This window comes from Caballeronia sp. LZ043 (genome assembly GCF_031451075.1).
GTDB lineage: Bacteria > Pseudomonadota > Gammaproteobacteria > Burkholderiales > Burkholderiaceae > Caballeronia.
The window spans coordinates 434,087-456,373 of sequence record NZ_JARUXT010000004.1 but is presented as its reverse complement, the minus strand read 5'-3'; the positions used below and the strand labels follow the sequence as shown (position 1 = coordinate 456,373).

Genomic DNA, 22,287 nt, shown 5'->3' with positions numbered 1-22,287 from the left:
CATCCGCCGCGCACCCTGCCGGCATCCCGCGTACGCCGCCAGTAGAATGAACACGACCTCGCATCGGCACTGAAATAGCGCACTGAAATGCCGCACTGAACGAGGCCTCGCACGAATGGAGATCCGATCCGCATGATCTGACATGACCGGAGCGGCCGGCGGGCCAGCGCCGCTCACTCTCGCAAGGAGAGTCCATGAAGGTGCTTGCCGTTCATCCCAGCGGGCTGATGTACACCCGCGTATTCCTCCGCCTCGAACCGCTCGGGCTCGAAACCGTCGCGGCCGCCGTGCGCCGCGCCGGACACGATGTGCGCCTGATCGACCTGCAGGTCGAAACGCATCGCGACCTCGACCGTCTGATCCGCGACTGGCGTCCTGATGCGCTGTGTTTCTCGGGCAACTATCTCGCCAATATTCCGGAAATCATCGATCTCGCCCGCGCCGTCCGCGACGTTTTGCCGGGGTGCTTCGTGTTCGTCGGCGGCCATAGTGCATCGTTCACGGCGGCGGATCTGCTGCGCCACGCGCAAGGCGCGATCGACTGCGTGCTGAAAGGCGAAGGCGAGGCCTCGGTGAATGCCTTGCTGCACGCGTTCGCGAGCGGCGCTTCCCTGCTCGACGTGCCCGGCGCGGTGACGAGCGAAGGCGCGGGGCCGCCGCCGCGCTTCGTCGACAGTCTCGATGATCTGCTGCCCGCGCGCGACCTGCTGCGGCATCGGCGCAAGTATTTCATCGGCACGCTGGATCCGTGTGCGTCGATCGAATTCGCGCGCGGCTGCCCGTGGGACTGCACGTTTTGCAGCGCGTGGACCTTCTATGGGCGCAGCTATCGCGCGCGCAGTCCGCAGGTGATCGCCGATGAACTGGCGTCGATCCGCGAGCCGGGCGTGTTCATCGTCGACGACGTCGCCTTCGTGCACGCCGAGCACGGCATGGAGATCGGCCGCGCGATCCAGCAACGCGGCATCCGCAAGCAGTATTACCTCGAAACCCGTGGCGACGTGCTTTTGCGCAACCAGGAAGTCTTTAGTTTCTGGCGCACGCTCGGCTTGCAGTACATGTTCATCGGCATGGAGGCGATCGACGCCGAAGGGCTGAAAGCGTTTCGCAAGCGCATCACGCTCGACAAGAATTTCGAGGCGCTGGAGTTCGCGCGGTCGCTCGGGATCACGGTCGCGATCAATCTCATCGCCGATCCCGACTGGACGCGCGAACGCTTCGAGGCCGTGCGTCAATGGTGCCTGGAGATTCCGGAGATCGTGAACATCAGCGTCAATACGCCTTATCCCGGCACGGAGATCTGGCTGCGCGAACAGCGCCGGCTGACGAGTCTCGACTATCGCCTCTACGACATCCAGCACGCCGTGCTGCCCACGCGCCTGCCCTTGCCCGAGTTCTACGCGGAACTCGTGCGCACGCAGCAGGTGCTCAATCGCAAGCACATGGGCTGGGCGGCCTTGCGCGGCGCGGCGGGCCAGGCCGTGCACTTGCTGATGCAGGGTCAGACGAATTTCATCCGCATGCTGTGGCGCTTCAACTCGGTGTTCGATCCGCGCCTTCAACTGGGCGATCACGCGCGCACGGTGCGTTACCCAATGACGCCGCCGCCCCCGTCCGACGCGGCCGCGAACGTCAAGGCCGTCTACGTGCACGGACCGATGGGGCGCAAGTCGCGGCGCATCGATGACGCGACCGAGAAGTTCGTCGACGAAACGCGAAGCGGCGCGGACTAGCGCTTTCTTCAATAACAAGGAGAGGTCGATGGCAACGCTCAAGCAGATTCAGGCGCGGCTCAGGAAATTGCAGGAACGCGCGGAAAGCCTGATTGCGGACCGCGCGCAGGCCGTGCTCGACGACATCCGCGCGATGATGGAGCGCCATGGACTGACGACGGGCGACATCGAACGGCATCGCAGGAAGGCGAAGCGCGCGGCCAAGCCGAATGTCGCGATTCCCGCGCCCTCGAAGCGGCACGAAGCGGTGAACCGGGCCGCGAAAAAGGGCAAGCTGCCGGCGAAGTATCGCAATCCGGAGACCGGCGAGACCTGGAGCGGCTGGGCGCGGCCGCCTGCGTGGATCGCCAATGTGAAGGACCGCAGCCGGTTTTTGATTGATGCGGAGGGGGTGGAGATCGCAGTGAAGTCGAAGGCGAAGGCGAAGCCCGCAGCGAAATCGAAGCCTAAGCCGAAGCCCACGCCGAAGCCGCCCGCGAAGAAGCAGACGCCGAAGCCCGCCGCGAAGAAGTCCGGCAGGAAGACGGCAGCATCGGCGAAGTGAGGATGCTTGCGTGTGAGGAAACGCATCGAGATGGGTTCATACGCACGGATTCAGCGATTCTGCACAGGCAAGCGAGGGAAAGTCTGAATGGCGGACTGAAAGAGGTGAGGAACGGCCGATAGTGGCCGGATACAGCCCACACAACCGGAGTATTTATGCCGATCACAACGTCAATGCGATCCCAATAATTCGCGTTTCGCGTCCGGCAAGTCCTCCGAATTTCATGCGAGCGTCGCCCGCCGCGAGACTAAACTCGTGAGCAAGTCACTGACTGCGCCGGAGCACCAATGTCAACAATTCAGTGCTCTTGCAGAAGCTTTTACACACATCCCAGCGCCACGAACCACGGACGCATGCGCCTTCGAAAAATCGGCACACTGTTTGCATGACGCAGCCTGACCCTGTCGATAACGCCGAGGACCTCATGCATCATTCGATCGAACCTCATGAGCTGACCCACATCGATCTCTCGCGGTTTCAGGTGGTGCAGGTTTCCGATGGCACCTTCACCGTGGTCCTGTGGGAAGCGCCCGAACTCACGCCCGTTCCAACAGGCCCGGCCACGCTCACCATTCGTCTGTGCGATCCGCTCAATCCGGTGCGCCGCAAGGATGTCTGTGAGCATCTGCGGACGCATCTCGGGGCTGCGCGCATCAAGCAGAACCGTCCGCACCGCATGCAGCAACGACACGCGGCTGCTTGAGACCGCTCGTCAGCCGCCCCTGATCGCTTTCTCCAGGAACGTCCACAGCGCGTCATCGGCGGAATAAGGCACGTTGAAGCGGAAGCAAGGACTTGCCGCGTCGCCGGGACGGAAGTAGGAACCCGGCGCCAGCCAGATGCCATGCTGCAAGGCCTGCGTCGCGACGGCGTTGCCGCGCGCGGGATCGATCGGCAGCGCGCCCCACACGAACAGTCCCGCACGCGGCCGGCGGAACAGTTCCACGCCGAGCGCGTCCATGCGCTCTTCGATCAGCACGTGCGCATCCTTCAGCTTTTCGACGACGAACTCGACGTGCCGCGTGTAGCGTCCTTCCGTCAGCACCTTTTCCACGATCCGTTCGGTCGCCTCCGAGGTCGTCAGCCCCACCGCCATCTTCGTGCGCGCCAGTTCGCGCAGCACCTCGCGCTCCGCGACGACGTAGCCGCAGCGCAGCGACGGCGTGATCGTCTTCGCGAACCCGCCGACGTACAGCACGCGGTTGAGCCCTTCCATCGATGCGAGCAGCGGCGCGCCGGGCGGCGCGAGTTCGCGGTTCACATCGTCTTCGACGACCCACACGCCATGGCGCTCCGCAATCTGCATCAAGCGGAAGGCCGACGCCATGCTGAAAGTCGCGCCCGTGGGATTCTGCAGCGTGGTGTTGAGGAACACCGCTTTCGGCCGGTGTTCGATGACGACGCGCTCGAACACATCGGTATCGATGCCCGCGACCGTGCGCGGCACGCCATGCACCTGCAAGCCCGCGAGTTGCAGGATCTGCAGCAGGTTGCAGTAACCGGGATCCTCGACGACCACGGCATCGCCCGGGCGCAGCAGCGTGCGCACGATCAGGTCGAGGGCCTGCGTGGCGCCGGCGGTCAGGAGGACGTTCGTGGCGGCATCGACCGGCAGGCCGTGGCGATCGAGCTGCTCCGCGATGCGCTCGCGCAGCGGCGCGAACCCGTACGGATGCCCGTAGTCGGCGATGCGCGCCGCCGGCACGCGGCTCACCGCGCGCAGCGCGTGCTGCAGGCCGCTTTCGTTGACCCATTCATTGGGCAGCCAGCCGCAGCCGGATTTGATCGGCACCGAATGATCCGCGAAAACATCCGACAGCAGCCAGGTCGCCGTGAGGCTCGGCGGCTGCCAAGCCCGTTCGCGCACAGGCTCGCTGCGGCCACGCACGGCCACCCGATAACCCGAACCGCGCCGCGCGGTGACGAGGCCCATCGACACGAGCCGGCCATACGCCTCCGTCACCGTGAAGGTGCTGAGCTGTTCGGCTTCCGCCAGCCGCCGCACCGACGGCAGCAGCGCGCCCGCGCGCAGCGTCTGCTCCTCGATGGCCTGCGAGAACGCGCGCACCAGTTGTTCGACGAGCGTCGGCGTCTGACGCGAGCCACGCTCCAGCTTGAGTTCGATCATGACGGCGAGAATAGCGCGAGCCATGCGCGCTGACCAATACAGTTTGCAGCATTTTGCCAGCACAGTTAGCAACGCAGTGAGACAACTGTCTATGCCGCGCAAAATGGCTGCGGAATACAGTGCCGTAACCGCCCTTTTCCCGGAGAAGACCTGCCATGAATGCCCGCCCCGTCATCGAAGACCTTTCGTCGTTCTGGATGCCCTTCACCGCCAATCGCCAGTTCAAGGCCGCGCCGCGCCTGCTGGAAAGCGCGAAAGGCATGTACTACCGTTCGACCGACGGCCGCGACGTGCTCGACGGCACCGCCGGCCTGTGGTGCGTGAACGCGGGACATTGCCGGGACGAGATCGTCGAGGCGGTGCAGAAGGCCGTCTCCACGCTCGACTTCGCGCCGACCTTCCAGATGGGCCATCCGCTGGCGTTCGAAGCCGCCAGCCGCGTCGCCGGCCTGATGCCCGAAGGGCTCGACCGGATCTTCTTCACGAACTCGGGCTCCGAGTCAGTCGATACCGCGCTCAAGATGGCCCTCGCCTATCATCGCGCGCGTGGCGAAGGCCAGCGCACCCGTCTGATCGGCCGGGAGCGCGGGTATCACGGCGTCGGCTTCGGCGGCATTTCGGTGGGCGGCATCGCGCCGAATCGCAAGACCTTTTCGGGCGGCCTGCTGCCGTCCGTCGATCATCTGCCGCATACCCACGATCTCGCCCACAACGCGTTCACCAAAGGCCAGCCGGCGTGGGGCGAGCATCTCGCGGAAGAACTGGAGCGCATCGTCGCGCTGCACGACGCCTCGACGATCGCCGCGGTGATCGTCGAACCGCTCGCGGGCTCGACCGGCGTGCTGGTGCCGCCGAAGGGCTATCTGCAAAAGCTGCGCGACATCTGCACGAAGCACGGCATCCTGCTGATCTTCGACGAGGTCATCACCGGATTCGGCCGTCTCGGCAAGGCCACCGCCGCCGAATATTTCGGCGTGACGCCGGACCTCATCACGATGGCCAAGGCGATCAACAACGCGGCCATCCCGATGGGCGCAGTGGCCGCGCATCGCAAGGTTCACGATGCGATCGTCGATGCCGGCGCCGCCAACGCCATCGAACTGTTCCACGGCTATACGTACTCGGCGCACCCGGTCGCGACGGCGGCGGCGATCGCCACGATCGATCTCTATCAGCGCGACAAGCTCTTCGAGCGCGCCGCGTCGAAGGCGGAGAAGTTCGAGAGCGCCGTCCACGCGCTGCGCGACGCGCCGTTCGTCAAGGACATCCGCAATCTGGGTCTGGTGGCGGGCATCGAACTCGAATCGCGCGAAGGCGCGCCGGGCGCGCGTGCGTATGAAGTGTTCGTCAAGTGCTTCGAGGCCGGCGTGCTGGTCCGCTACACGGGCGACATTCTCGCGTTCTCGCCGCCGCTCATCATCGAGGATGCGCAGATCGAGCAGATCTTCGGCACGGTGAAGAAGGTGCTGGAAAGCGTCAAGTAAGCGTCTTCAGCTGAAGCGGACTTGCCACATGCATGAGGCAAGTCCGCAAGGCATCACGGCTGATTCGCCACCGCGCGGGACTCGATCAGCAGTCCCCGATTCACCACGTAGTAGAGAATGCCGGGCACGAGCAGGCTCGGAATCCAGCTCACATCCGCGCCGATGATCTTCGCGAAGTAGCTGTGATAGAACGACAGGTCCATGAACGGCAGCGTGCTGGCAATGCCCAGGCAGTAGATCGCCAGCGTCGAGAGATTGAACTTCCCGTAGCGTCCCCGGCTGTCGTACATCTCCGTGACCGAATAGTCGCCGCGGCGCACGAGGTAGTAATCCACCTGATTGATCGAACTCCACGGCACCAGCACGTAGATCTGGGCGTTGAGGATGTCGGCGAAGTAGTCGTTGAAGTGATACTGCGTGCCGATGGCAATCACGGTCGCCACGGCCGCCGTCACCGCGAGCACCGAAAACTTCACGAGCTTGCCGACGCGCGTCATCTTGCGAAAGCCGCTGAAGATCGTGACCGTCGACATATACGCGCTGTACAGGCTGAGCACGTTGAATTCGAGCACGCCGAGCACGATGATGACGAGCGCCGGACGCGGCCAATGGCCGAATATCGACGCAATGCCGGTGTTCGGCAAAGACGGGTCTTCACTGATGACGGCGCAAGAACCGGGGTGAAGGAAGCGCGCGGCATCCGCATCATGGACACATTCACTCAACGAGGAAGAAACCATGAATGCGCCTCACGTCGTCGCCGAACCGCACATCCTGTATCTCGGCACGCCCGTCGTGCTCGTCAGCACCGTCAACGAAGACGGCACGCATAACCTCGCACCGATATCGTCGGCCTTCTGGCTGGGCTGGCGCGGCGCGCTCGGCATCGCGACGAGTTCGCAGACCGCGCAAAATCTGCTGCGCACCGGCCAATGCGTGCTGAACCTGCCGTCGAGCGGAGAAGTGAGCGCCGTCGACCGGATCGCGCGAACCACGGGCATGAATCCCGTTTCACCGTTCCGGCAGGCGTTGGGCTATGTGTATGAACCCGACAAGTTCGGCCGCGCGGGCATGACGCGAGTGAAGTCCGATACCGTCGCCGCTGCACGCGCGCTCGAATGCCCGATCCAGCTCGAAGCCGTGCTGGCGGCGGCTCATGGCATCGGCGAGGACAGTGACGAATTGCGCGGCGCGTTGAGTCTCTTCGAAGTGCGGATCCAGCGCGTTCACGTTCATCCCGATCTGCTCATGGAAGGTCACGCCAATCGCATCGATCCGGACAAGTGGTCGCCGCTCATCATGAGCTTCCAGAAGTTCTATGGGCTCAGCGGACAAGTCCATCCCTCCAGACTCGCCGAGATTCCGGAGAATGCATACGAGGCGCTTGCGCAGGTGTGAAGCCAGCACGTCCGAACGCACGACGCCGCGCGTGAGCGCGGCGTCGTGCAGTCCAACGGAAGATGCAACCGGCCTCAACCGTAAACCGGGAACCGCTTCGTCAACTCCGCGACCTGAGCGCGCACGCGTTCGAGGCTGGCCGCGTCCTCCGGACTTTCGAGCACATCGGCGATCAGGTTGCCGACGATCTCCGCCTCCTTCACGCCGAAGCCCCGCGTGGTCATCGCGGGCGAACCGAGCCGGATGCCGCTCGTGACGAAGGGCTTCTCCGGATCGTTCGGGATCGCGTTCTTGTTGACCGTGATGTGCGCCGCGCCGAGCGCCGCTTCGGCAGCCTTGCCGGTGATCTTCTTGGCGCGCAGATCGACCAGCATCACATGGCTTTCCGTACGGCCCGACACGATGCGCAGGCCACGCTTCACCAGCGTTTCCGCCAGCACGCGGGCGTTGTCGACCACCTTCTGCTGATACTCCTTGAACTCCGGCGAGAGCGCTTCCTTGAACGCAACGGCCTTGGCGGCAATCACGTGCATCAGCGGACCGCCCTGGATGCCCGGGAAAATCGCCGAGTTGATCTGCTTCTCATACTCGGCCTTCATCAGGATCACGCCGCCGCGCGGGCCGCGCAGGCTCTTGTGCGTGGTCGTGGTGACGAAGTCCGCATGCGGCACCGGATTCGGATACACGCCCGCCGCGATCAGCCCGGCATAGTGCGCCATGTCCACCATCAGATAAGCATCGACGCTCTTCGCGATCTTCGCCAGCCGCTCGAAGTCGATCTTCAGCGCAAACGCCGAAGCGCCCGCCACGATCAGCTTCGGCTTGTGCTCGCGCGCCTGCTGCTCGGCCGCGTCGTAGTCGATGTCTTCAGCTTCGTTGAGGCCATAGCTCACGACGTTGAACCACTTGCCCGACATGTTCACCGGCGAGCCGTGCGTCAGGTGGCCGCCGTGTGCGAGGCTCAGGCCCATGATCGTGTCGCCCGGCTTGAGCATCGCGAAGAACACGCCCTGATTGGCTTGCGAACCCGAGTTCGGCTGCACGTTGGCGGCTTCCGCGCCGAACAGTTGCTTCACGCGGTCGATGGCCAGCTGTTCCACCACGTCCACATACTCGCAACCGCCGTAGTAGCGCTTGCCCGGATAGCCTTCCGCATACTTGTTGGTGAGCTGCGAGCCTTGCGCTTCCATGACGGCGGGGCTCGTGTAATTCTCCGACGCAATCAGTTCGATGTGCTCTTCCTGACGGCGATTTTCATGGCTGATGGCCGTCCAGAGTTCGGGGTCGACGTTTTCGACGGTGCTGCTAGCGCGATTGAACATGGTGAAGTATCGATGAAAGTTGAAGTCGAACTGCTTCGGGTGCCTGATCCACACGCTGCATTTCACCGAAGTCGCGCGCGGCCTGATAGAAGAATTCCGACATTCCGATGGGACGGGACGCCACAACAGCACAAAAAAAATCGAAGGCCGCATTGCTGCATGACCTTCGATTCGCATGATCGTGCGTTGAACCTTCGGCAGCGGAAGAATCAGATAGCCGAGAAGCAGTTGTCCACGAACAGATGCGTGCCGTTGACGAAGCTGGATTCATCGGACGCGAGAAACAGGGCTGCGGCCGCCACCTCGGCCGGTTCGCACAGACGCCCCTGCTGCGCGGCGATGGCTTCCTCGGTGACATCGACGCCCATGGTGTCGCCGACAACCTGCGCGGTCCGCTCAAGCAGACGCTGGCGGCTGCGGCGCAATCGTCGCCGGGCGAACAGGCGGACACCGACGAGCGCATCGAACTGCTCGAACGCACGGTGCTGTATGCCGTCTCCGATGTGCTGTCGGCGTCTCCCGCTGTCGCCGATACGCGTCCCACGCGTTACTGGTCGCTGGTCAACGAAGTGCAGGAGCGGCTGCAGGATGCGAGCACGTGTCCGCTGTCCATCGCCGAGCTGTGCGTGCAGTTGCAGCTCAGCCGACGCACGCTGCAATATGCCTTCCAGGAAGCGCTGAACCTCAATCCGATCGCCTGGCTGCGGGCCGTGCGCCTCAATCACGTGCGCCGCGATCTGCGGCTCGGCGCGTCCGTGACTTCGGCCGCGACCAAGTGGGGCTTCTGGCATCTCAGCAGCTTCGCGAACGACTATCGCGTCATGTTCGGCGAACTGCCTTCGGCAGCCGCGAAACGCTACGCGCGCCGCCACGCGTGACGCTTTTTAAGCCTGGCGTTCCATCACCAGCAGCGTCGACGTCGCCGATGCGAACAGCCGCCCGCTCATGTCCATCAGCGATGCCTCGGCGAACGCCGCACGCCGTCCGATGCTGAGCACGCGCCCTTCCGCGCGCACCACGCCGGTGTCGCGCGTGATGGCCTTGTGGTACGCCACCTTGAGTTCGAGCGTCGTGTAGGCCTGCGTCGCGGTCAGGCACGAATGCACCGCGCAACCGCAGGCGGAATCGAGCAGCGTGGCTGCATAACCGCCATGCACGGTGCCGATGGGGTTGTACGCATGATCGCCGGGCACGCCCGCGAATACCGCCCGGCCCGCTTCCACTTCGATGAAGTCGAATTCCAGCGACACCAGGATGCCGGGCCTGCGCCCGCTCGCGATGAGCTTGCGCATTTGCGCGAGGCCATCGAGGCCCGCAGCCGTTTCTTCGATCAGACTCATTTCGCCTTCTCCGTCGTGCTGCTTGCTGTCTGGATCGTGCTGTCGTCGCCGGTGACGCTCCAGCCGCCGCCCAGCGCGCGGTACAACGCCACGGCGGCGAGCGCATGGTCGCGTTGCGACTGGTTGAGCGCATCGGCGTCGCGCAGATAGGTCTGCTGGGCGTCGAGCACGTCGAGGAAGCTCGCCGCGCCGCCCTTGTACAGCTGCGTCGACAGCGTCAGCGACTGACCGGACGCCGTGAGCGCATCGTTCAGGCGCGCGCTCGATTCAGTCGTGCTGACGAGATCGCTGCGCGTATCCTCGACGTCCTTCAGCGCTTGAAGCATCGTCTGCCGCAGATCGAGTTCCGATTCGCGCATGCGGCTCTCGTTCTGGCCGATCTCCGCCGTGATGCGCCCCGCGTTGAAGATCGGACTGGTGGCATTGAGCGCGGCTGAGAAGAGGTTGTCGGTAAGCGTCGGCAGCCCGAGATACGACGACGCCAGCAGGCCATCGGTCAGGCGCAGCGAGAACTTCGGATAGCGCTCCGCCCGCGCCACGCCCACCTCGGCCGCGCGTTGCTGAACCGTGGCGTAGGCCGCCAGCACGTCGGGACGGCGCAACAACGCCTCCGACGGCAACAGCTGCGGCGCGCCGCCCGCCGGCACCGGAATGCGCGGCGCCGTGCCGGCATCGGCGAGCATCAGGCGGTCGAGCGCTTCCGGCGTCCGTCCCGAATACACCGCGATCAGGCTCAACTGATGTTGGATCGTGGCCTGCGTGCGTGGAATGCGCGACAGCAGATCGCTCAGTTGATTCTGCGCGCGCGCGACATCGAGCTGGGTGGAAAGGCCGTATTGCAGGCGGCGCTGCGTGAGTCTGAGCGCGCGCTCGCGGATCGCCTGATTGTCCTGCAGGATCTTGAGTTCGGCCTGGGCCCAGCGCAGGTCGATATATGCGGCAGCCGTGTTCGCCGCCAGCGCGAGCCGCACCTGATCCGCCGCATGTTGCCGTCCGACCAGTTGCGCCTGCGAGGCCAGCAGTTCCAGCCGCTCGCCGCCGAACACGTCAGGCGTCCAGCTCAGCGCGAGCCCGATGCCCGCCTGCCTCACGTATCCGAGCGGCGGCGGCGTGTTCTGACGCGAATCGGATGCGCCGGCGTTGACGTCGAGTTGCGGCAGCAGCACCGAGCGGCGCTGCGTCGTGATGGCCTGCGCCTGCTTCACGCGTTCGAGCGCGGCTTGCAGATCGAGGTTCTCATCGAGCACCGACGCCACCAGTTCGTGCATCAGCGGATCGTCGAACTGCTGCCACCAGGCGAGCGGATCGGCGGCGGCTTTTGGCGTCTCGACGCTCCAGTCGACGGGCGCGCTGGCCTGGACGGTCGCGGGCAGGTCGGCGTGCGTTGCGGGCTGCACCGCGCAGGCAGCAAGCGTCAGAAGCGCGATGGTTGAGAGGACGAGTTTCTTCATGGTCGGAGTCGGATGGAAACCGGATTCAATGAGCGTCCGGCGAGGCCGGCGCAACGCCTATCGGCTTGGCGAACAGCACGGTCGCGAGGCCGAACAGAAAACACAGCGCGAGCACGTAGAAGCAGTCGGCGAAGGTCAGCACGAGCGCCTCGCGCAGCACCAGCGCGTGCAGCGACGCCAGCCCCGCCTGCGAGGCGTTCAGCGCGTCGCCCGCCACCGAGGCGAGATGCGACGAACTGCGCGACAGCATGTCTTCCACGGCGGAGCGGCCGGTCGTCACGTTTTCGTTGAGGCGCAGATAGTGCAGATTGAGACGGTCGTTGAGCATCGTGGAACTCACCGCAATGCCGATCGCGCCGCCCAGGTTGCGCATCAGGTTGAACAGGCCGCTCGCCGACTTGAGCCGCGACGGCGGCAGCGAACCGAGCGCCATCGTGACGATGGGGGGCACCGCGAACTGCTGGCCGATGCCGCGCAGCGCCTGCGGCAGCAGGAATTGCTGCCAGCCCCAGTCGTGCGTGAGCGGCGTGTAGAAGTAACAGCCCGCGCCGAAGCAGACGAGCCCGAAGGCCAGCAACACACGCATGTCGATGAAGCGCGACGCAAAGCCGTACACGCCGATCGACAGCAACTGGAAACAGCCGACCGACAACAGCGCGAGACCCGTGTGCAGCGAATCGAAGCCGCGCACGCGCGCGAGGAACACCGGCGTCAGGAACACCGAGACGAAGATGCCGATGCCGGTCACGAACGACAGCACGCTGCCGATCGCGAAGTTGCGCACCGCGAGCGCACGCAGATCGACGATGGGGTCTTTGGCGGTGAAGGCATGCACGAGGAACAGGAAGCCGCAGATCGCCGAGATCCACGTGCACGCGATGATCACGTTGTCGCCGAACCAGTTCTTGCGCGGCCCTTCTTCCAGCACATATTCGAGGCAGCCCAGAAAGCCCGACATCAGGGCGATGCCCAGATAATCGCCCTTCTTCAGCAGCGAGAGATCCGGCGTGTCGATATGCACGTACTTCGGCACCAGCAGCGCGACCACGAGACCCGGCACGACGTTCAGGTAGAACAGCCAGTGCCACGACCATTGATCCGTGATCCAGCCGCCGATCACCGGACCGACCGCCGGAGCGAGCGAGGCCAGCGCGCCGATGGTTGTCGATGCAATCAGTCTCTGCTTGCCCGGAAACAGCACGAAGGCGGTCGTGAAGACGGTCGGGATCATCGCGGCGCCGAGCGCGCCTTGAAGACAGCGGAACAGGATCATCGAGTTGATGTCCCACGCCATGCCGCACAGCATGCTGGTGATCGTGAAACCCACCGCCGATGCCGCGAACAGCCAGCGCGTGGAGAACACTTTCGAGAGCCAGCCGGACATCGGGATCACCAGGATTTCGGCGATCAGATATGAGGTCTGCACCCACGAGAGTTCATCCTGGCTCGCAGACAGGCCGCCGCCGATGTCCTTCAGCGACGACGCGACGATCTGGATGTCGAGCGTCGCCATGAAAAAGCCGAGGCACATCAGCGCGAACGCGAAGGCGCGCAGCTTGAGCGGCTGGGTCGACGGGTCGGCGAGCGGCGCCGGGGTCGGTGATCGGGTCATGAGCGCGCTCCTCAGCCGTTCGCCTGCTGGCGCAGATGCACCTTCACCGTCGCGGAAAGGCCCGGACGCAACACGTTCTCCATGCCCTTCGGCACGTCGAGACGGATGCGCACCGGCACGCGCTGCACGATCTTCGTGAAGTTGCCGGTCGCGTTCTCGGCTGGCAGCACGCTGAAGGTCGCGCCGGTCGCGGGCGCCAGGCTCTCGACGTGGCCGCTGAGCGGCAGGTTGGACGCATCAAGTTCGATATCGGCCGTATCGCCCGCGCGCATCTTCTTCAACTGGTCTTCCTTGAAGTTCGCGTCGATCCACAGGCCCGTCGCGGGCACCACGGTCAGCAACGACGTGCCGACATTCGCCAGCACGCCGACGCGCGCCGTCCGGTTGCCCACATAGCCGTCGACCGGCGCGCGGATCGTCGTGTATTCCACGTTCAGCGCCGCAACCCGTCGTGCCGCTTCCGCAGTGGCGACGCGCGCCTCGGCGTCGGCGATCTGCGCATCGATCACGCTCAGTTGGCGCTTTGCCGCGACCAGCGCCGCGCCGCTGCGGTCCACCGACGCCTGTGCCTTCGCGTAGTCCGCATCGGCGCGCTCGACGATCTGGTTCGATACCGCGTCGTCCTTCACCAGCTCGCGATAGCGTGAACGGTCCTGCGCGCTGCGCGTCAGTTCCGCCGCCGACGCATGGACTTCCGCCTGCTGCTGGTTGATCACCGCGGCCTGGAGCGCGTCCTTCGCCTGCAGTTCGACCACGGCGGCGCGCGCGCCCGACAGATCGGCGTCCGCCTGCGCGAGCCGCGCGTCATAGTCACGGGAATCGAGACGGATCAGCACCTGGCCCGCCTTGACGGGCTGGTTGTCCTGCACCAGCACGTCCGTCACGAAGCCGTTCACCTTCGGCGCCAGCACGGTGACATCGCCGCCCACGTAGGCATCATCGGTCGATTCCTGGAAGCGCAGCACCAGCGCCCACCACGCCGCCGCCGCGATCACCACCAGTCCGACCACACCTAGCGCCAGCAGCATCCACGGAATGCGCCGCGCGGGCCGCGCCAGGGCGGGCGCGGCGACCGAGGGAATGTTTGTCGTTGGAGTCGTCATTTTGTCAGCTTTGTGTGCATATGCACGATTGAGAGTGAAAAATGGACCGATCAAGCCGTCCGTCATAGGCCGGAAGACTAGATGTGCATATGCACCCCGTCAACCGTCACAGGTTGCATGAGTGAATGACACGGATGGAAACAATCGCCCCGAGCCAGGCTGGGCGGGGCTGTAGTCAGGACTGGGCGGTGTCGGCCAGCATCGCTGAATCGATGCAGAAACGCACCGCATGCTCGACGAACGCGCGCACCTTGGCCGGCAACAGCGCACGCGTGCTGTAGGCAATGCGGATCTCGATGGCCGAATCGACGCGTTCATAGGCGTCGAGCAGCGTGACGAGGCGGCCTTCGGCCACGTCGCGGTCGACGAGCGCCGTCGGCAGCACGCCGATGCCGAAGCCCTGCAGCACCATCTCGCGGTTGAACACCGCGCTGTTCGACGTCACGCCGTGACCGAGCGGCACCCGCAGTTCCTCGCCGCCGATGCGGAAGGTCAGCGCGGGCTTGCGGATCGACGGGGACATCGGCACGAATTCGTGATCCGTCAGTTCGGACGGATGGCGCGGCGCGGGATGCCGCGCGAGATACGCGGGACTCGCGACCAGCACCAGCGGGATGGTTTCGAGCAGGCGCGTGACCGCCGTGTCCGTGGAGAGCATGAACGGCAGCACGATGGCCAGATCGTAGCCTTCGCCGACGAGATCGACGGGCCGCTCGGTCAGCGTCACGTCGAGGCGCACGTGCGGATGCGCGCGCCTGAAGCTGGCGACGAGCGGCGTATAGCGGCTCGTCATCACCGTGGTATGCGCGACCAGCCGCAACAGGCCTGTCGCCTCGCTGGCGCGGTGCGACGCGCGTTCTTCCATGGCCTGGAGTTCGTCGAGCAGGCGCGAGCAATCGGCATAGAAGCGCTCGGCCGTCTCGGTCAGCGAGATCTGCCGCGTGGTGCGGTTGAACAGGCGGCTGCCGAGCCGCTCTTCCAGCCCCGCGATGGCGCGCGAGACCACGGGCGGCGACAAGCCCAGGATGTCGGCGGCGCGCGCGAAGCTCTTCGCTTCGACCACCGAGCAGAACACTTTCAGGCTCGTCAGATAATCCATTGCGGTTTCGTCGATGCAGGCGGAGGCGAAGCCCCGATCATGGCACGAAGCAAGCCGGGACGCTCTTCCGACGCTTGAGACGATCGCGCGGTTTTACGAGTCGATCGGACATTCACGCAGCGACGGCGCGCGCCTAAAGTTCACTCACGCCATCCAGATGGCTTGTCAACGAACCCAGGAGCTCACCATGTCACGTCTTTCCCAAGTCAACGTCAACGAAGCCACGGGCGTCACCGCCGACCTGTTCGCCGGCATCAGGAAGGCCATGGGCCGTGTGCCGAATGCCTATGCAACCATCGGCACGCACAGCCCGGCCGCGCTCGGCGCCACGCTCAACGGCGACGCGATCCTCGCGAAGAGCAGCCTCGAAAAGGCCGATGTGGAAGCGATCAAGCTCGCTGTCAGCGAACTCGTCGGCTGTGACTACTGTGCCGCCGCGCATACGGTGGTCGGCAAGATGGTCGGTCTTACGCAGCAGGAAACCCAGCAGATCCGCGCGGGCGAAGCCACCGGCAACGCGAAGCGTGACGCTCTGGTGCGCTTCGTGCGGCACCTCGTCAGCAGCAGCGGCACGGTGGATGCGGCGCGTCTCGACGAAGTGCGCGCGGCGGGTTACTCGGAAGCGCAAGTGATCGACGCGCTGTTCGCGATGAGCGTCATCAACTTCACGAACCTCGTGAACCGCGTGAACGACACGACGCTCGACTTCCCGAAGCTGGTCTGAAGCGGCTCAGGGCGCGTTGTTCTTGCCGGTGAAGCGGTCGACGATCGCGCTGACGAGATCGACCGGCACCGGAAAGACGATCGTCGAATTCTTGTCGCCGGCGATCGTCGTCAGTGTCTGAAGATAACGCAGCTGCATCGCCTGCGGCGCCTGCGCGAGCATCTGCGCCGCCTGCAACAGCTTCTCGGAGGCCTGCAGTTCGCCTTCCGCATGGATGATCTTCGCGCGGCGCTCGCGTTCGGCCTCGGCCTGTCGGGCGATCGCGCGGATCATCGTCTCGTTGATGTCGACGTCCTTGATCTCCACGTTCGATACCTTGATGCCCCACGCGTCGGTCTGCGAATCGAGCACGCGCTGGATGTCGGCATTGAGGCGCTCGCGCTCGGACAGCAGTTCATCCAGTTCGTGCTTGCCGAGAATCGCGCGCAACGTGGTTTGCGCGAGTTGACTCGTTGCGTCAAGGAAGCGCGCAACCTGGATCACTGCCTTCTCCGGATCGACGACCCGGAAGTACACCACCGCATTCACCTTCACGGAGACGTTGTCGCGCGTGATGACGTCCTGCGGCGGCACGTCGAACACGACGGTGCGCAAGTCCATGCGCACGACCTGCTGCACCACGGGAATGATCAGCACGAGGCCCGGCCCCTTGACCTTCCAGAAGCGCCCGAGCATGAAGACGACGCCGCGCTCGTACTCGCGGAAGATGCGCACCGCCGACGCCAGGATAAAGACGACGAGGGCAATCAGAATGCCGCTGAAACCGAAGGTAAGCCCCATTTCGCGAGCCTCGCTGTAAAGGTGTTCATGGATGACCGGTTTTGATCGCTTCGTGCGCTTTGATCGCTTCGAGCGCTTCAAGCGCTTCGACCGTCAGCGTCAGTCCCTGGCGTGAGATCACGCGTACGCGCGCGCCTTCGGCCGGCAGCGCCTGCGCGTCGCCGGTGCGCACGCGCCAGCGCTCGCCGTGTACGCGCGCCCAGCCGCTGCCGGGCGCTGCGCCGTCGCTCGGCAGCATCACGCCGATGCTGCCGGTCATCGCCTCCGCGCCGCTCACGACCGGCCGCCTGCGCGCTTTCAACGCGACGCCGCCCACGCCGAACACGAACAACGCCGTAAAGAGCGCAAGGCCGATCACGAGACCCAACGGAATGCCGAAGCCGGGGACATCGGTATCGATCAGCATCAGCGCGCCGATGGCAAACGCGACAATGCCGCCGATCCCGAGCGCGCCGAAGGTCGGCAGAAACATCTCGGCGATCAGGCAGCCGAGGCCGAACACGACGAGTCCCAGTCCGACATAGCTGACCGGCAGGAGTTGCAGCGCAAACAGTCCGATGAGCAGACAGATCGCGCCCGCAACGCCCGGCAGCACCATGCCCGGATTGGCGAACTCGAAGAACAGGCCGTAGAGGCCGATCATCATCAGAATGAGCGCGACGCTCGGGTCCGTGATGGTCGCGAGAAAGCGGCTGCGCCAGTCCGGTTCCAGCGTCTCGACGGACGCGCCGCGTGTGGCGAGCACATGTTCTCCGGCGACGGTTCGAACGTGGCGGCCGTCGAGCTTCGTGAGCAGATCGGGGATATCGGCGGCGTTCAGGTCGACCACGTGCTGGGCGAGCGCCTCGTCCGCCGAGAGCGCCACGGCCTCGCGCACGGCGCGTTCGGCCCATTGCGCATTGCGCCCGCGCAACTGGGCGAGGCCGCGAATATAGGCAGCGGCGTCCTGCATTTGCTTGCGGGTTTCCGTCGATTGGGAATCTGTTTTGGAATCCGCTGCCGATGCTTCCTTGCCCGCGCGCGACGGCTCGCCTCCCGTGCCGCCGATGCCGAGCTGCACCGGCGACGCCGCGCCGAGCGTCGTGCCGGGCGCCATCGCCGCGATATGGCTGGCATAGGCGATGTAGGTGCCGGCGCTCGCGGCGCGTGCGCCGCTCGGTGCGATGAACACGGCCACCGGCACCGGCGACGCGAGCATGGCCTGGATGATCGAGCGCATCGACAGGTCGAGGCCGCCGGGTGTGTCCAGTTGCAGCACCGCGAGCTGTGCATGCCCGGCGGCGGCACGAGCCAGCGCGCGCACGACGAAATCGGCGCTCGCCGGGCCAATGGCCCCCTTCAGCGGAATCACGACGACCGGCGCCGGCGCCGCGTGTGCGGACGCCGTCACGACCAACGCAACCAGCGCGACCAGCCACAGCCGGACGCAGGTCCGCATGCAGTCAACGAGTTTCTTCGTCATGGGCTGACACCGCCAGCGCGCACGCCGCTGCGGTCCTCCTCATGTTGCCGTGTTGTCTTCGCTTCAAGCTTAGAGCAAACGGATGCGCCGCGCGTTCACTGCCGAACCGTGATCCGGTCGATGACCTTGTCGACATCGGCCGTCTCGCCGAGTGCCGAGATAAAACGGCTTTTGTCGAAATCGCGTGGGACGCAGCCATCGACGTAAATGAAGCGACGCTGGATGGTCAGCCACAGCGTGGTCTTCTCGCGCCACTGGAACGACGCATTCAGCGCGTTGAGGCGCCGCGTCACACTCGCCGCGATCTCCTGGTCGTAGTCGTAGCTGTTCGAGAGACGGCAACGGCCCGCGAGCCAGCAGCTATTGCCGCGCTCGATGCGGTAGTGCGCCTCGTCCAGCCACTCCTGCTCGGTCTCGAACGGTCCAGGCGGTGCGGTGCAACCGGGCAGCGCGCTCGACACCTGAATGAAAGGATCGTGGCCGCGGTTTTCACGGGCTTCGTCGGCGTGGGCGAACGTGGACACGATCAGCGCGACGGCCAGCACCGTGCGTACGCGCGGGAGCGTTCTTGAGCCGGGGAGCGCTGCGCACATCGTGACGCCCTTCATCGAGCCGGGATTCGAACAGCATAGTTCATTGCCCCGGCACGAACCGCTTGCGTTCAAGCCGATACACTGAACATCCCGACGCACTTTTCGCACCGAGACCGACATGAAACAGGCACTGCACCATCTGACGGTCGCGACAGGCTCGCGTGGCCTGCACGAAGTCACCCGCGATATCGACCGCTGGATCGACCTTCAGGACATCCGCACCGGCTTGCTGACACTGTTCTGCCGGCATACGTCGGCTTCGCTGCTGATCCAGGAAAACGCCGATCCGGACGTGCGCGTGGATCTGGAGCGCTACTTCGAAACCGTTGCGCCCGAGGCGCCCGGCCGCTACGTGCATGACGCCGAGGGCCCCGACGACATGCCGGCGCATCTGCGCACGGCGCTGACGACCGTGCAGCTTTCGATTCCCGTCGAGGCCGGACGCATGGTCCTGGGCACGTGGCAAGGCATCTACGTCTTCGAGCACCGCACGGCGGAGCATCAGCGCGAACTGGTGTTGCATCTGATTGGCGAGTGATCTACTATACGCACCGCGTATATTTTGGAGCAGCGCCATGTCCCATCTTCAGCAGCAGACCATTCTTCGCGACGCCATGCGCCGTCTGAACATGACCCGCGATGCTTTTGCCGGACGCATTGGCGTGACGCGGCGCGCGCTGGACACCTGGCTCCTGCCGGACGAGTCGCCGGAATCCCGCGCGATGCCGGAAATCGCGGCACGCTACGTCGCCGAGATTCTCAGCAGCATGCCGCAGAACGGCGAATATACGCAAAGCGCACATTCGAACATCGAGTTCGAGGGACGGCCGCAATTGCTGTCCATCGACCAGTTCTCGCGCGAATCGGCCGAGGCGCTGTTCCGCACGGCCGACATGATGCAGCCCATCGCGCGTCGCAAAAAGATCACGCGGGTTCTCGAAGGTGCGGTGCTGGCCAATCTGTTTTTCGAGGCCAGCACGCGTACGCGCGTGAGTTTCGGCGCGGCGTTCGCGCGGCTGGGCGGCTCGGTCTGCGATACCACGGGCTTCACGTTTTCGTCGATGGCCAAGGGCGAATCGATCTACGATACGAGCCGCGTGATCAGCGGTTACGCGGACGCGATTGTCGTGCGGCATCCGGAACAGGGCTCGGTCGCCGAGTTCGCGCGCGCGACGAACATTCCCGTCATCAATGCCGGCGACGGACCGGGAGAACATCCGAGCCAGGCGCTGCTTGATCTCTATACGATTCAGCGCGAGTTCTCGCGGCTCGGCAAGATAGTCGATGGCGCGCATATCGCGATGGTCGGCGATCTCAAGTACGGCCGCACCGTGCATTCCCTCGCCAAGCTGCTCTCGCTCTACAAGGGGCTCAAATTCACGCTCGTCTCGCCGGGATCGCTGGAGATGCCGGCGCATATCATCGACCGTCTTGCACGCAACGATCATGTGATCGAACAGACCAGCGATTTGCGCGCCGGGCTGGCTGGCGCGGACGTGGTGTATGCGACGCGCATTCAAAAAGAGCGATTCGCCGATGAGTCCATCGAAGGCTATACGCCCGACTTCCAGATCAATCAGGCACTCGTCGATGCGGTATGCGGCCGCGACACGCTCATCATGCATCCGCTGCCGCGCGACAGCCGGCCGGGCGCGAATGATCTCGCGACGGACCTGAACCACGACTCGCGCCTCGCGATCTTCCGGCAGACCGATAACGGCATTGCGGTGCGCATGGCGATTTTCGCGGTGCTGCTGGGCGTCGAACATCAGGTGCGTCATTCGATGCGCGATGCCGCGTGGAAGTCGCCTGTTTCTATTGGCCCGGACGATGCCGTGTTTCAAGGGTTTGATTGATGGGTCGCGCGCCGCACGTGATGGCCCAAGGGCTAGTGACGTGCGGCGGGGTTGCGGCTATGCATCGCGCTATCGGTCACCTGCCTTTCGGCGTTCCTCCTCATAGATGGCGTAGGGCTTGAGTTGTTTGAGCTCTTCGTCGGTCAGTTCCCAGGTGTCCGGGTCTAATCCTATGCCTCGGTTGATTTCCTCGTTTTCCTCGGGCGTTGGGCGGATGATTTCGCTAAGCTTCCTTCGCATACTTTTCGATCCTTCTAGCGTTTGCCCGGCGCAGACTGATCACGCGCCGCGACTTGAATCTTCCGCGCAAACCATGCGAAGCACACGCCTGCGGACAGGCTTCCAGGATTTGATCGCGTTATTTCACGCGCCGCAAACAACGCTTTGAAGACGATAGAGTGCGGCGCGGTCACGGTAACTCACGTCACTACCGCTGACCAGCCCTCCGGCGCTCCTCCTCATAAATGGCGTAGGGCTTGAGGCGCTTGAAAACTTCGTCGGTCAACTCCCAGGTGTCTGGGTCCAACGCTATGCCGCGGTTGATTGCTTCGTCTTCTTCGTCCGTGGGATAGATGAAAACTTTGGGTGTTCGTTTCTGTTCCATTACTCTTTCTTTTAGCCAGGTTACGGTACAGTTGATCGCGTCCTTCAACGGGTCAAACGTGATATCCGAATGCATTCATTGTGGTTCCCGGAAGATGAAGTAACAACCCGCGAAATCTCCGAATTCGCAACCGCCTGATAGGAATCCTCGCGAGATCCCGCGTCACTTCATTCTTCTGCGACCCTCAGGGTTTCTCTATAGACCGATCGGCCAGCGAGCACGTGTGATCCTGAAGCTCCTCCGACGAAGCCCAGTCGCCCGCCTGCACATGATCGTTGAGCAGATAGAAAGCAGCCGTCCCGTCGCCGCGCACCGCGCCCACCAGCAGCAGCGTCTGCTGGCCCATCGTCTGTCCGCGTTGCGCGGCATACGGCGCGAGCAGCTTGAACGGATCCGTGTGCGACAAATCAGCGTCGTCGATGCGCATCGCGCTGTAGACGTGCCCCCGCAACCGCACCGGCAGCGGCGCCCATTCCGTGCCAATACGCGGCCCGACCTCACGCAGCGTTTGCGCGACATCGGCGGCGAGGCAATCGATATGGATATGCAATTGATTCTGCGTGCGCCCGCTCGCGGAGTTGATCGCAAGCGACACTTCATCGCGCGGCAAGGTGCGATGCAGCTTGCGGTCGACGTACCCGCGCGCGTTCCAGGCATCGCGAAAGTAATTGGGTGAATCCGGTGCCAGCAGCGCGGGACTTTCGATACCGGAGACGCGCGCCGTCGGAATCAGCAGATATTGCGCGACGCCCACAAGATCCTTCAGCACCGCATAACCTTCCGGCAGATTTACGTCTGCGCACTTCTGCTTCACCGGCGCGCCTTCGGCGGCCGGCTCGCAATAATCGTGGACGATGTCCCACAATGCGTTCGGGTTCGCCACGCATGCGAGCGGCAACGCGAGCGCAACTGCGACGCCGCACAGCGCCACAAGGCGCCCCATTCCCTGAACAATCTTCATCGGCATGATCCGGCAGTGTGAGAAAGTCACCAGCCTGCCGGATTATGCTTGCGAGCGCGTGAAAGAGCGTGAAACCGCATCTGCAAAAACAGC

At 64.4% G+C, this 22,287-nt stretch carries 22 protein-coding genes and 1 pseudogene; 9 read left to right on the top strand and 14 right to left on the bottom strand.

What is annotated here, in order from left to right:
- The first annotated feature begins 194 nt into the window (after positions 1 to 194).
- The 3 genes from hpnR (at position 195) to QCE64_RS29555 (ending at position 2,980) form a co-directional block, all read left to right on the top strand.
- On the top strand, positions 195 to 1,733 hold the full coding sequence (gene hpnR / locus QCE64_RS29565) for a hopanoid C-3 methylase HpnR (protein WP_310007720.1): 1,539 nt from the start codon (positions 195 to 197) through the stop codon (positions 1,731 to 1,733).
- A gap of 28 nt (positions 1,734 to 1,761) precedes the next feature.
- The gene (locus QCE64_RS29560; RefSeq protein WP_310007718.1) at positions 1,762 to 2,277 is read left to right on the top strand and encodes an H-NS histone family protein; all 516 of its coding nucleotides are present in this window, start codon (positions 1,762 to 1,764) and stop codon (positions 2,275 to 2,277) included.
- A 424-nt stretch (positions 2,278 to 2,701) separates the two neighbouring features.
- Positions 2,702 to 2,980, top strand: coding sequence for a hypothetical protein (locus QCE64_RS29555; RefSeq protein WP_310007716.1), 279 nt, complete (start codon positions 2,702 to 2,704; stop codon positions 2,978 to 2,980).
- 9 nt (positions 2,981 to 2,989) lie between these two features.
- Here the strand turns inward: QCE64_RS29555 and QCE64_RS29550 are convergent, their stop codons facing one another.
- Complete coding sequence (locus QCE64_RS29550) at positions 2,990 to 4,405, bottom strand: PLP-dependent aminotransferase family protein (RefSeq protein WP_310008599.1); 1,416 nt, start codon at positions 4,403 to 4,405, stop codon at positions 2,990 to 2,992.
- Positions 4,406 to 4,560: 155 nt separating this feature from the next.
- On the opposite strand from QCE64_RS29550, the gene QCE64_RS29545 reads away from it, so the two are divergent.
- The gene (locus QCE64_RS29545; RefSeq protein WP_310007714.1) at positions 4,561 to 5,889 is read left to right on the top strand and encodes an aspartate aminotransferase family protein; all 1,329 of its coding nucleotides are present in this window, start codon (positions 4,561 to 4,563) and stop codon (positions 5,887 to 5,889) included.
- A 53-nt stretch (positions 5,890 to 5,942) separates the two neighbouring features.
- Here the strand turns inward: QCE64_RS29545 and QCE64_RS29540 are convergent, their stop codons facing one another.
- The gene (locus QCE64_RS29540) at positions 5,943 to 6,533 is read right to left on the bottom strand and encodes a cytosine permease (RefSeq protein WP_310007712.1); all 591 of its coding nucleotides are present in this window, start codon (positions 6,531 to 6,533) and stop codon (positions 5,943 to 5,945) included.
- A 94-nt stretch (positions 6,534 to 6,627) separates the two neighbouring features.
- Here QCE64_RS29540 and QCE64_RS29535 point away from each other — a divergent pair, with 94 nt between their 5' ends.
- Complete coding sequence (locus tag QCE64_RS29535) at positions 6,628 to 7,287, top strand: flavin reductase family protein (protein ID WP_309934542.1); 660 nt, start codon at positions 6,628 to 6,630, stop codon at positions 7,285 to 7,287.
- Between the two features lie 74 nt (positions 7,288 to 7,361).
- On the opposite strand, the gene glyA is transcribed toward QCE64_RS29535, so the two are convergent.
- Together glyA and QCE64_RS29525 are read right to left on the bottom strand one after the other, a co-directional pair.
- Positions 7,362 to 8,609 (bottom strand): serine hydroxymethyltransferase, encoded by a 1,248-nt coding sequence (glyA, locus tag QCE64_RS29530; protein ID WP_309934540.1) that lies wholly within the window; start codon positions 8,607 to 8,609, stop codon positions 7,362 to 7,364.
- A 209-nt stretch (positions 8,610 to 8,818) separates the two neighbouring features.
- Positions 8,819 to 8,920 (bottom strand): annotated as a pseudogene (locus QCE64_RS29525) (SDR family oxidoreductase); the annotation flags it as partial.
- 171 nt (positions 8,921 to 9,091) lie between these two features.
- Here QCE64_RS29525 and QCE64_RS29520 point away from each other — a divergent pair.
- On the top strand, positions 9,092 to 9,487 hold the full coding sequence (locus tag QCE64_RS29520) for a helix-turn-helix domain-containing protein (RefSeq protein WP_309934538.1): 396 nt from the start codon (positions 9,092 to 9,094) through the stop codon (positions 9,485 to 9,487).
- Between the two features lie 6 nt (positions 9,488 to 9,493).
- Here the strand turns inward: QCE64_RS29520 and QCE64_RS29515 are convergent, their stop codons facing one another.
- The 5 genes from QCE64_RS29515 to QCE64_RS29495 all read right to left on the bottom strand — a co-directional run bounded on the left by QCE64_RS29515 (position 9,494) and on the right by QCE64_RS29495 (position 15,214).
- Complete coding sequence (locus tag QCE64_RS29515) at positions 9,494 to 9,949, bottom strand: PaaI family thioesterase (RefSeq protein WP_309925913.1); 456 nt, start codon at positions 9,947 to 9,949, stop codon at positions 9,494 to 9,496.
- On the bottom strand, positions 9,946 to 11,400 hold the full coding sequence (locus QCE64_RS29510) for an efflux transporter outer membrane subunit (RefSeq protein ID WP_309934536.1): 1,455 nt from the start codon (positions 11,398 to 11,400) through the stop codon (positions 9,946 to 9,948). The genes QCE64_RS29515 and QCE64_RS29510 overlap by 4 nt, the downstream gene beginning before the upstream one ends.
- Before the next feature lie 25 nt (positions 11,401 to 11,425).
- Positions 11,426 to 13,012: a DHA2 family efflux MFS transporter permease subunit gene (locus tag QCE64_RS29505; protein ID WP_309934534.1), complete on the bottom strand. Its 1,587-nt coding sequence runs from the start codon at positions 13,010 to 13,012 to the stop codon at positions 11,426 to 11,428.
- A gap of 11 nt (positions 13,013 to 13,023) precedes the next feature.
- On the bottom strand, positions 13,024 to 14,115 hold the full coding sequence (locus QCE64_RS29500) for an HlyD family secretion protein (RefSeq protein WP_309934533.1): 1,092 nt from the start codon (positions 14,113 to 14,115) through the stop codon (positions 13,024 to 13,026).
- 175 nt (positions 14,116 to 14,290) lie between these two features.
- On the bottom strand, positions 14,291 to 15,214 hold the full coding sequence (locus QCE64_RS29495) for a LysR substrate-binding domain-containing protein (protein ID WP_309925906.1): 924 nt from the start codon (positions 15,212 to 15,214) through the stop codon (positions 14,291 to 14,293).
- Positions 15,215 to 15,401: 187 nt separating this feature from the next.
- Here QCE64_RS29495 and QCE64_RS29490 point away from each other — a divergent pair, with 187 nt between their 5' ends.
- Positions 15,402 to 15,938, top strand: a complete 537-nt coding sequence (locus QCE64_RS29490) for a carboxymuconolactone decarboxylase family protein (protein WP_310007710.1) — start codon at positions 15,402 to 15,404, stop codon at positions 15,936 to 15,938.
- A gap of 6 nt (positions 15,939 to 15,944) precedes the next feature.
- On the opposite strand, the gene QCE64_RS29485 is transcribed toward QCE64_RS29490, so the two are convergent.
- From QCE64_RS29485 to QCE64_RS29475, 3 genes are all read right to left on the bottom strand, one after another.
- Positions 15,945 to 16,718, bottom strand: coding sequence for a slipin family protein (locus tag QCE64_RS29485; RefSeq protein ID WP_309925901.1), 774 nt, complete (start codon positions 16,716 to 16,718; stop codon positions 15,945 to 15,947).
- Positions 16,719 to 16,743: 25 nt separating this feature from the next.
- On the bottom strand, positions 16,744 to 18,180 hold the full coding sequence (locus tag QCE64_RS29480; protein WP_404987559.1) for an NfeD family protein: 1,437 nt from the start codon (positions 18,178 to 18,180) through the stop codon (positions 16,744 to 16,746).
- A 95-nt stretch (positions 18,181 to 18,275) separates the two neighbouring features.
- Positions 18,276 to 18,725 carry a BON domain-containing protein gene (locus tag QCE64_RS29475; protein ID WP_310007707.1) on the bottom strand — a complete coding sequence of 150 codons (450 nt, stop codon included), beginning with the start codon at positions 18,723 to 18,725 and terminating at the stop codon, positions 18,276 to 18,278.
- Between the two features lie 166 nt (positions 18,726 to 18,891).
- Here QCE64_RS29475 and QCE64_RS29470 point away from each other — a divergent pair, with 166 nt between their 5' ends.
- Positions 18,892 to 19,311, top strand: coding sequence for a secondary thiamine-phosphate synthase enzyme YjbQ (locus tag QCE64_RS29470; protein WP_309837700.1), 420 nt, complete (start codon positions 18,892 to 18,894; stop codon positions 19,309 to 19,311).
- A 37-nt stretch (positions 19,312 to 19,348) separates the two neighbouring features.
- The gene (locus QCE64_RS29465; protein ID WP_310007706.1) at positions 19,349 to 20,629 is read left to right on the top strand and encodes an aspartate carbamoyltransferase; all 1,281 of its coding nucleotides are present in this window, start codon (positions 19,349 to 19,351) and stop codon (positions 20,627 to 20,629) included.
- A gap of 427 nt (positions 20,630 to 21,056) precedes the next feature.
- On the opposite strand, the gene QCE64_RS29460 is transcribed toward QCE64_RS29465, so the two are convergent.
- Both QCE64_RS29460 and QCE64_RS29455 read right to left on the bottom strand, forming a co-directional pair.
- The gene (locus QCE64_RS29460) at positions 21,057 to 21,308 is read right to left on the bottom strand and encodes a hypothetical protein (RefSeq protein WP_309935450.1); all 252 of its coding nucleotides are present in this window, start codon (positions 21,306 to 21,308) and stop codon (positions 21,057 to 21,059) included.
- Between the two features lie 109 nt (positions 21,309 to 21,417).
- Positions 21,418 to 22,194, bottom strand: a complete 777-nt coding sequence (locus QCE64_RS29455; RefSeq protein WP_309934531.1) for a CDP-diacylglycerol diphosphatase — start codon at positions 22,192 to 22,194, stop codon at positions 21,418 to 21,420.
- Positions 22,195 to 22,287 lie beyond the last annotated feature (93 nt).